This is a genomic window from Cylindrospermopsis sp. CR12 (assembly GCF_001432185.1).
In the GTDB taxonomy this organism is placed as follows: domain Bacteria; phylum Cyanobacteriota; class Cyanobacteriia; order Cyanobacteriales; family Nostocaceae; genus Raphidiopsis; species Raphidiopsis raciborskii.
On record NZ_LMVE01000063.1, the window covers coordinates 1 to 8,974 of the forward strand.

At 37.4% G+C, this 8,974-nt stretch carries 3 protein-coding genes; 2 read left to right on the top strand and 1 reads right to left on the bottom strand.

The annotated features are described in order from the left end of the window. Positions 1-64 precede the first annotated feature (64 nt). Complete coding sequence (locus tag ASL19_RS08230; RefSeq protein ID WP_057177967.1) at positions 65-1,498, top strand: glycoside hydrolase family 13 protein; 1,434 nt, start codon at positions 65-67, stop codon at positions 1,496-1,498. A gap of 36 nt (positions 1,499-1,534) precedes the next feature. On the opposite strand, the gene ASL19_RS08235 is transcribed toward ASL19_RS08230, so the two are convergent. Continuing rightward, the gene (locus tag ASL19_RS08235) at positions 1,535-4,051 is read right to left on the bottom strand and encodes a U32 family peptidase (protein ID WP_057177968.1); all 2,517 of its coding nucleotides are present in this window, start codon (positions 4,049-4,051) and stop codon (positions 1,535-1,537) included. Positions 4,052-4,283: 232 nt separating this feature from the next. On the opposite strand from ASL19_RS08235, the gene hpsA reads away from it, so the two are divergent. Beyond that, a complete protein-coding gene (gene hpsA, locus ASL19_RS08240) occupies positions 4,284-8,777 on the top strand; it encodes a hormogonium polysaccharide biosynthesis protein HpsA (protein WP_235528956.1) in 4,494 nt (1,497 codons plus the stop codon). The last annotated feature ends 197 nt before the right edge of the window (positions 8,778-8,974 follow it).

Below are 8,974 nucleotides of genomic sequence, written 5' to 3' on the forward strand. Positions count from 1 at the left end.
TATTATAACTACCTCTAAAGTTATGTGTTATGCTGCTAAAAGTCTTCACTTTTTACCTGGATTTATGCAGATTCACACACCAGACTGGGTCAAGCACGCCATTTTTTATCAGATCTTCCCTGACAGATTTGCTAAGGGTAATCAATTTAAACCTAGCTTATTAAGTAATCCTCAATGGGAAGATTGGGATGCTTCCCCCACTTTACAAGGTTATAAGGGTGGAGACTTGTGGGGTGTTTTAGAAAAATTAGACCATATAGAAAACTTGGGAGTTAATGCTATTTACTTTACTCCTATTTTTCAGTCTGGGAGCAATCATCGTTATCATACCCACGACTACTATCAAGTGGATCCGTTATTAGGGGGAAATGGAGCTTTTAGAGAGTTGTTAAACGAGGCGCACAAACGCAATATAAAGATTGTGTTAGATGGGGTTTTTAATCATGCAAGTCGAGGGATTTTCTTCTTCCATGATATATTAGAAAATGGTCCAAATTCTCCCTGGGTAGACTGGTTTAAAATTCAGGACTGGCCACTTGCACCCTATACCAACGACGCACCAGCAAATTATGAAAGTTGGGCAGATATTCGTTCTTTACCAGTATTTAATCATGATCATCCAGATGTGCGGGAATATATTATGCAAATTGCCGAATATTGGATAAAATTTGGCATTGATGGATGGCGTTTAGATGTACCTGATGAAATTAAAACTCCTGGTTTTTGGCAGGAATTTCGAGAACGGGTGAAAGCAATTAATCCGGATGCTTATATTGTGGGAGAGGTGTGGGGTGATTCTCGTCAGTGGTTAGATGGCACCCAATTTGATGGAGTTATGAATTACTTATTTACAGGTCCTACTATTGCTTTTACTGTAGGAAATCGGATAGAATTGGAAATGATAGAAGGACGTGCTTATGAAGCTTTTCCACCTTTATCTGCAGCTGAGTATGCTGAGAAAATGCGGGAGTTATTAAACCTGTACCCGTGGGAAATTCAACTAACCCAACTAAATTTACTGGCAAGTCATGATACAGCCAGATTAATTTCTATTGCTGGTGGTGATATTACATCGGTTGAATTGGCAACCCTATTACTATTGACATTTCCTGGATCGCCCAGTATATATTATGGAGACGAAGTTGGCTTACCTGGTGGGTTGGACCCCGATTGTCGTCGAGGGTTTCCTATAATTGATAAATGGAACTTAGAAATCCTGAAAACTCATAAACAGTTAATTTCTTTGCGTCATCAATATGCTGCTTTAAGGATAGGAGATTATCAAGTTATTTATGCGGATACCACATTATATGTGTTTGTCAGGAGTTGGGAAGATCAGCAGTTAATGATTGCCATTAATATAGGAGAGGATGGAGTTAGAGCTAGTCTGGATAGCTATAAACCAGCCAAGTTGTTGTATGGTAATGGAGAAGTATTATGGAGTGGAGAGAAGATTGAGATCAATATTCCTGCACGCAGCGGGGCGATTTTTGGTTAGAGATAGGGGACTTCCATAAAGGAAGTTCTCTATTTATTAGTGATCGGTTAATGCACCACGAGTTACACCTAGTTGATTTTGCAATTTTAAGGTTTTCCAAACTTGTGAACCGGTGATTTCTCCTTGGATAAGTTGTTGGTAATAATTGATGGTTTGGGTAACCTGTTGTGGTGTTTCATCAAGAAATTCGATTCTAAAATTCTTCAACCCCACACTAATTAGTTTGTGTACATATTCTGCTCCAGTTTGTGCAGCACTGTTATATATAGTATTTCTACATCCTGTATCTGCTTTTACTATATGCTCGCTACCTACTCTATCTCGAATTTTTAATTCCTGTTTTTCACAAGGACGACCACAATTGGTGTAATCTGTTCCCTGGGAGAGAAAGGCACAAAATACACAGTGTTCTATATGGAACATGGGGATGTGTTGATGTATGGTCACCTCTAAAAATTGCGGTGTGTAAGTGGTGATTAAATCTATGAGTTGATTAATATTCAAGTCATAGGAAGCAGTTAGACGTTGTAGGTTAAATTGTTTTTGAAAATAGTCCGCACTCAAAGGGTTAGCGATATTTAAAGAAAAATCACCAATACACTGGGCGTCAGCGAAATATTCCAGGTGATCATAATTTCTAACTAGGTAACCATCTGCTTGGCATTCTTTTAGCTGTTTCAAAATCCAATTTTCTCCCGGTTTAGTAATACGAGGAGGTGCAATATATAGGTTCACAGATTTCTCGGTATCTCGACAGAGTTTTACTGCGGCTTGATATTTATGAGGATCTTCAAATTCACAATATATTGTTTCAATATTTGTATCTAACACAGTCAAGAGTTGTTTCATGCTCCTGACTAGTATTATCAAAGAAACGCCTGCATCGGTTACACTCTTATCATCTCTGACAATCTTGAGCAGATCTTGCCATTGATGATCATGATTTATCTGCCAAACTTGGGGTTTACTTCTAAGAATTTGCAATCTTGTGACCAGTTCTCGACGCATTCTATTCAACTCACTCACAGGTAAAATCACATTACCCATAATTTTGTTTTCTAAAGTTCCTAAATGAAATGGTGTATTCCCCAAACGTCCAAATTGTTCTTGCAATTTTTCTGCAGTTAAGGGTTTAGTATGAGCCTCAACTAGCAGTATTTCTGATTCTATTTTGACGATATTACCAATTTCATCCCGAACTATAGCTATTAATTTTTCTCCTGTTTCCCCAAATAATTCTAGATGAATTGGTTTGGTAAAATGGGGATTTTCTCCTGTGTAGGTTTGACGAATTGCTTTATCTAATTCTGGATCACTGGTTTTCCAAATCTTATCACCTATATGAATTTTCCTGGGATTGATAGCATCCCTACCAAAAGTTAAAACTACTTCTTTTCCTTTTTGTGTGACTGTGTACACCCTCCCTCCCTCTTCTGGTAATTCTGGATGTCCACAGTCAAATACTACCCCGTCACCAGCTTTAATAGGTGCGACTATTTTTAAAGTTATTTGTTCATTTTTAATTCGCGTTACCTCTCCCACATAAACCCCGCGTTTTTTGCCAAAATTTGCATGTACCAATTCTTGATTATTAATACCTCTCAACCATCCCGTATAAAGTCCACGGGAAAAGGCCATCTCTAGGGGATACTTGTAATCTTGTTTATATGTAATGTTGTGAGATGTGGCGCTTATCTGACTATTGCCTGGTTTGGCAATTTTGTCCAATGCTTGTCGATAAACTTGAGTAACGTTAGCAACGTATTCTGGTGTTTTTAATCTACCTTCAATTTTTAAAGATGTTACTCCACAGTTTACTAGTTCCGGTAATACCTCTATTCCAGAAAGATCCTGGGGACTAAGTAAATATTTGCGATTACCTAGGTCAACAATTTTTTCGTCTGCTATTAAATCATAAGGCATTCTACAAGCTTGAGCACATTCCCCTCTGTTCGCAGAGCGTCCTCCTAACGCTTCACTGGTTAAACATTGTCCAGAATAAGCAACACACAATGCACCATGTACAAATATTTCTAAAGGTAAGGGGATGTTTTTGTCTAATATTTGTTGTTGAATTTTATTAATCTCCTTAATTGAACACTCTCGTGCTAAAACAACTAATTGACATCCCAGAGATTTAGCAAAATTCACCCCAGCAGCACTGGTAATAGTCATTTGGGTTGACCCATGAATAGGAAAATCACTAGAAAGATGACGAATCAGACGACAAATACCCACATCCTGAACAATCACAGCATCTACACCAGCGGTAATCATGGTTTTGAGGTATTGCTCCACTTCCTGGAGTTCTGAAGTGAAAATTAAGGTGTTTAAGGTGACGTATCCCTTCACTCCCCGTAAGTGTAAAAATTCTATTAATTCCGGTAGGTCACTAATAGTAAAGTTGTGCGATCGCATTCTTGCGTTAAATTTGTCTAAACCAAAATAAATTGCATCCGCACCATTTTCTACTGCTGCTTTTGCGCATTCCCAGTCACCCGCAGGTGCTAGGAGTTCGGGGAGTTTGATGTTTTTGATGTTATGGTTTTTCATTAAGGGATTTTGATTAGAGGATTGCTGACAAAAATCTATCATACCCAAGATTCCTTCAGTGAATTCCCAATTTTCAATATTCAGTCATTTTTTTTAAAAAACAGTGTAAATACTGTACATAAAATCCCCGTCAAGAGATAACAATCTATATTAGATACGTTAGATATATTAAGTTTATCCAATTAAGCCAATTACTCAAAAGTAATTGGGTTAGGGAGGGGGACTCATGGTTATGACTAAAAAGTGTTATTCTTACCGGATCATCACCAAAAAATATGCCAAGGTGGTTGTTCAGTTTTTGCGTATTTTACGAAGAACTACAAAAAACCTAATAAGATTGTTTTTAAAAATTATTTTGAAATCTCAAAGGAGACGAAACTTAAAAAATCAAGGCTTTGTGTTGCCCACAACAACCATGGTTATCCTGGTGGTAATGTTACTAACAATGGCAATTGTATTTCGCTCCTTTGAAAGAGCTAAACATGCCCATAATACCAAGATTAATCAAACGGTAATCAATGCAGCGACTCCTGCAATAGATAGGGGAAAAGCCAAGATTAACCAAATGTTGGCAGATCCTAGAATTACCCAATTTTTACCTTCAGATCAAGACTTATATAATAACCTAATTAATTACCTAGACGAATATACCTTTGGTGATGAGACTAATCTGACCCTCAACTTGCAAAACTACGAACCCTTAAAAACCGCTTGGAAATTTCCCGTAGACACTAATAACAATGGTAAATTTGACAGCTATACCCTTTATGGTATTTATTTTAAAAATCCTCCTCAAAGCAATCAGCAATACGTGCGAGCTAGAAACACTTTAGAAGCTAGATCTTTACCTATCAACCCAATCGATTTTAATTCTCGATGTCAGGATTTTACTTCAATAAGTAAAAACTTGGAAAAATTAGTAGATACAAATGGGTGGTTAATAATTGGTGGACAAATGAGAAAAGCCTTTTTTGTTTACACTGCTACAGTTCCCATTACTAGCCAGATGACCATACCCACACAAAATCAAATTAACTATGAAATATCCCCAGAAAATAAAGCATTTTATGCTTTAGAATATAAGCAAGAGAGAATTCAAATTCCATCTAGCAACAACGCCATTGTTTATGAAGATGACTTACAAATTACTGGCAATGAAGACTTCAGAATTAATGGCAGAATTTTTACCAATAGTAACTTGTTAACTGGTTCAGCTTCCCGATCAATTAGACTCTATCAAATTAGCAGTCAGAGTTCTTGCTTTTACGAACCGGAAAACTCTAAAATTATTGTAGGTGGGAATTTAGCAGCAGGTGGATTTACAGATAATAAAGATCTATCCACAGCAACCACAGTGGATTTATTTAAGGATAAGGGCGTAAATCCACAAACAATAGCAGGATACAACCCCAGAATTACAGACCATAAATCGGTTACCAACTCACCACAGAATATAGCCTATAATAGTTTAGCTTATATGAAAAGAATCAATAAGTTAGTTGATAGGCAAATGGCAAATTATTTGACCACCGATCCTCAAGAAGTAAAACAGGGAATTATCAAAAAACAAAAGCAATTAGGAACAGCATATACAACTGATCAATATGACCAAATTCGCCGTAAAGAATTGGAACTCTATTTTCAAAAACGTACCCGCCGCGTACCCTTTCAAGAAGTACCCTTTGGTAGTGAACAGAGTGATGTAAATAAGATCGATAATCCCTTACAAGGTACTGGTGATACCCTACGTCCCATAGATCAATGGATTTATCCATTTGCCACCGATGGAATCACGGGAACTGGTCATAGTCAATTATCATTAAACATCAGCGGTAATTTACTCAAACCCAGTGCAACAGAACCTATGGAGCAACTGCAAAAACAACTAGGGGGAGTAGAGCAGTATTTAGGAGACCGGGTTATAGTTGGTCACAATCTACCCCAAATGTGGTGGAATTATCCACAAAATCGCTTTTTTACCACCGATATTAACCACACTCAAAACCTCAAAAATATTAATTGGGATCTAGGTAATGAACCAAGAACCCGTTATACCACCCTGCATAATTTAGCTGATTTAGCTGCAATAGAAAGGGATGGAGATTGGGAATATGCAGCAGCACAAGTACCTGAAAATCCACAACAGGAAAATTTCATTGGTGGTTTGCGCGTGGTGACTGGTTCTGGAATATATTTACCCAGAAATCATACTGCTTCTAGCACTAACTTTGTAGATGTTTCAACAAAAATTTGGTCCGATATCTTACCCATACCACAAACATCTACAGAATATGTAAACACCACCATTAACCCCTACTGGATGTATGATTCATCCCTGGGGTTTACTTTGCCCAAACTACCTGAAACGGATATTACAACCCCCTATTTAAAAATGCGAGCTACGGTGGTTTACCACTATAAATCTAGCAATTATCATCAGAACAATCCCACCCCCATAGCTTGTATTAGTAGTTTTTATCTTCCTACAAACAGCAACACAGCGACAAATATGATCACATTACCTAATGCGGTAGGAATAGAAAAATCTATGCGGGGAGTATCTAACAATGGTATCGTTTATCCACCTCCCACTAGAAATGTTAATGCTTATGCAAATTTACTTACATATCAAGCCCAGTTGCAATACCCTAATGGACGTTGGGTAAATGAACCTTTGAGAAATGCTTTAGCAAAAAACAACTATACCTTATCAGAAAAATCCGCTATAGATACTGCCTTATGTGCTTTACAAATCATGGATGGTAGTATAAGTCCTCTGAGTAACCCTCCCATTCCCCATGGTGCAATTAAGGAAATAGCTTTTTTAGACGCTAGGGAAATCAGAGCTAATCAAACCTCAAACCAGGTACAAATGGATAGTAATTTACCATACGATTTACCCCTGAGAGATAGACAACCGTTAGAAATTCGTGCTACGGTCATAGACTTAAATCAGCTACGCACAACCAGAATATCAACCGATGAGTATTTATTACCAAATAGTGGAATTATTTATGCGACTCGGGATGATGCTCTACCAGATATAAGTGGAGGAATATCTGCTAAATCAGAAAGTTCTGTGGATTATAAACTTGATCCTACTCGTCGTCCTAATGGGATCCTAATTACCACTAGTGATAGTTCACCAACTAAACTTTTCCGTAGTACAAGTAATACATTTAGAAGAGAGGAAAAGGGCTTGATTTTGGCTTCCAACTTACCGGTTTATATTAAAGGTGATTTCAATAGACATACCCAAGAAGAATTTACCAGTACCTTAGCAGCTGATTGGAGTAATTTTTACAATCGTAGTCAAATAAATCATCAATTTGCTTGTCGTCCTAGTGATTCTAAACTACCCAACTGTACTGTGGGTGATGAGTGGCGAAATGCTGCCATATTAGCAGATTCCATTACCTTACTTTCTCAGAACTTTCGATTTGGTTTTCGCAATGAAGGAGACTATGATTGGAATAATTATATTGGTGATACTGCATCCTTCAATAATCGTCCTACGAATTTTGAATATAACACTTATGCTCCCACAATAACCCAGAATTATGATATCAATGGCATACCGAATATCGATCTGGATCCCGTAACCAATGGTATACAAGGTAGTTCCTATTTTCACAACTTCGTTACCCCCATAGTTAAACAGATACCAGCTAGAGAATTTCTGTTAGAAGTTTGTCTAGTTTCTAATACTGATATATGTAACAGTGACCCAACACAATGGGTAATTAGTAGATTTTCTAGAAGGGAATACAATGGACAACCAGAAAGTAATATCGAAGGTCTACCAATAACTGCTATTAAAACTGGAAGTCTTGATTATCATCATCAACCATCTAATGGTTGGGAAAACTTGCCTCAAAGAATTGCTTTCAAAAGAAATATGGCAACAGGTAAATTACTTCAACCCCTAAGTGTTTATGGGGTGGATAATAATCAGATAATTCGGACTTTTTCTTTTTCAGGTAACACCCTACCGAAACTAGCAGTCAATCAAAATAATCAAGGATTTCTCATACCCTGGTTAACACCTGATTCCAATGGTTTTTGGCAACCCGTTTTACAAATTAATCAACCCTTTGCCACCCCAACTGACCCCCATAATACTAACAGCATTACCAATGGTTCACATAATCATTGGTTACAGATAGCAACCCCAACTACTGTTAATTTTATTGCTGCTATGGGAGACAATCCAGCTCGTCCCATGGAAGATAATGGGGGGTTACCCAACTTACTCCGCTTATTGGAAAATTGGAGTCCTAATACTACCCCTATAGATCTGAGAATTAATGGTGCATTCATTCAAATGAAAAGGAGTAACTATGCTACGGGAACTTATAGCACATCTATTAACAGTCAACCCCAGGATTTTCAATACAAAATTGCCGTGAATTCTGGTAGAAGTTCTGGACATCTTCCACCTAGACGACAATGGCATTATGATGTGGGACTTTTATCTCAACCACTGGATTTATTTACCCAAAAAATTCCTATAAAATCACAAAAGTTATCCAAAGACTATTTTCGTCAAGTTGGTCCAAATGATGAATGGATTCAAACCCTTTTATGTGCTAAACAAACCAGTGATGGAACTTATGCGGTTGACCAAGACCAAATATTTACTGTTATTAGATTTAAGTGGGTCAGTGAAATTAAATATAAGATTAACGTAGGTTGGGTTGAGGAACGAAACCCAACACCCCCATGAGTCTCCTTACTCGACCCATTCTACAAATAATTGTGCTTCCTTAATTGTTATTAAGTTGTTTTTAAAAATATGCTGGATCATCTAAAAAAATATTTACTGTTATTAGATTTAAGTGGGTCAGTGAAATTAAATATAAGATTAACGTAGGTTGGGTTGAGGAACGAAACCCAACACCCCCATGAGTCTCATTACTCGAC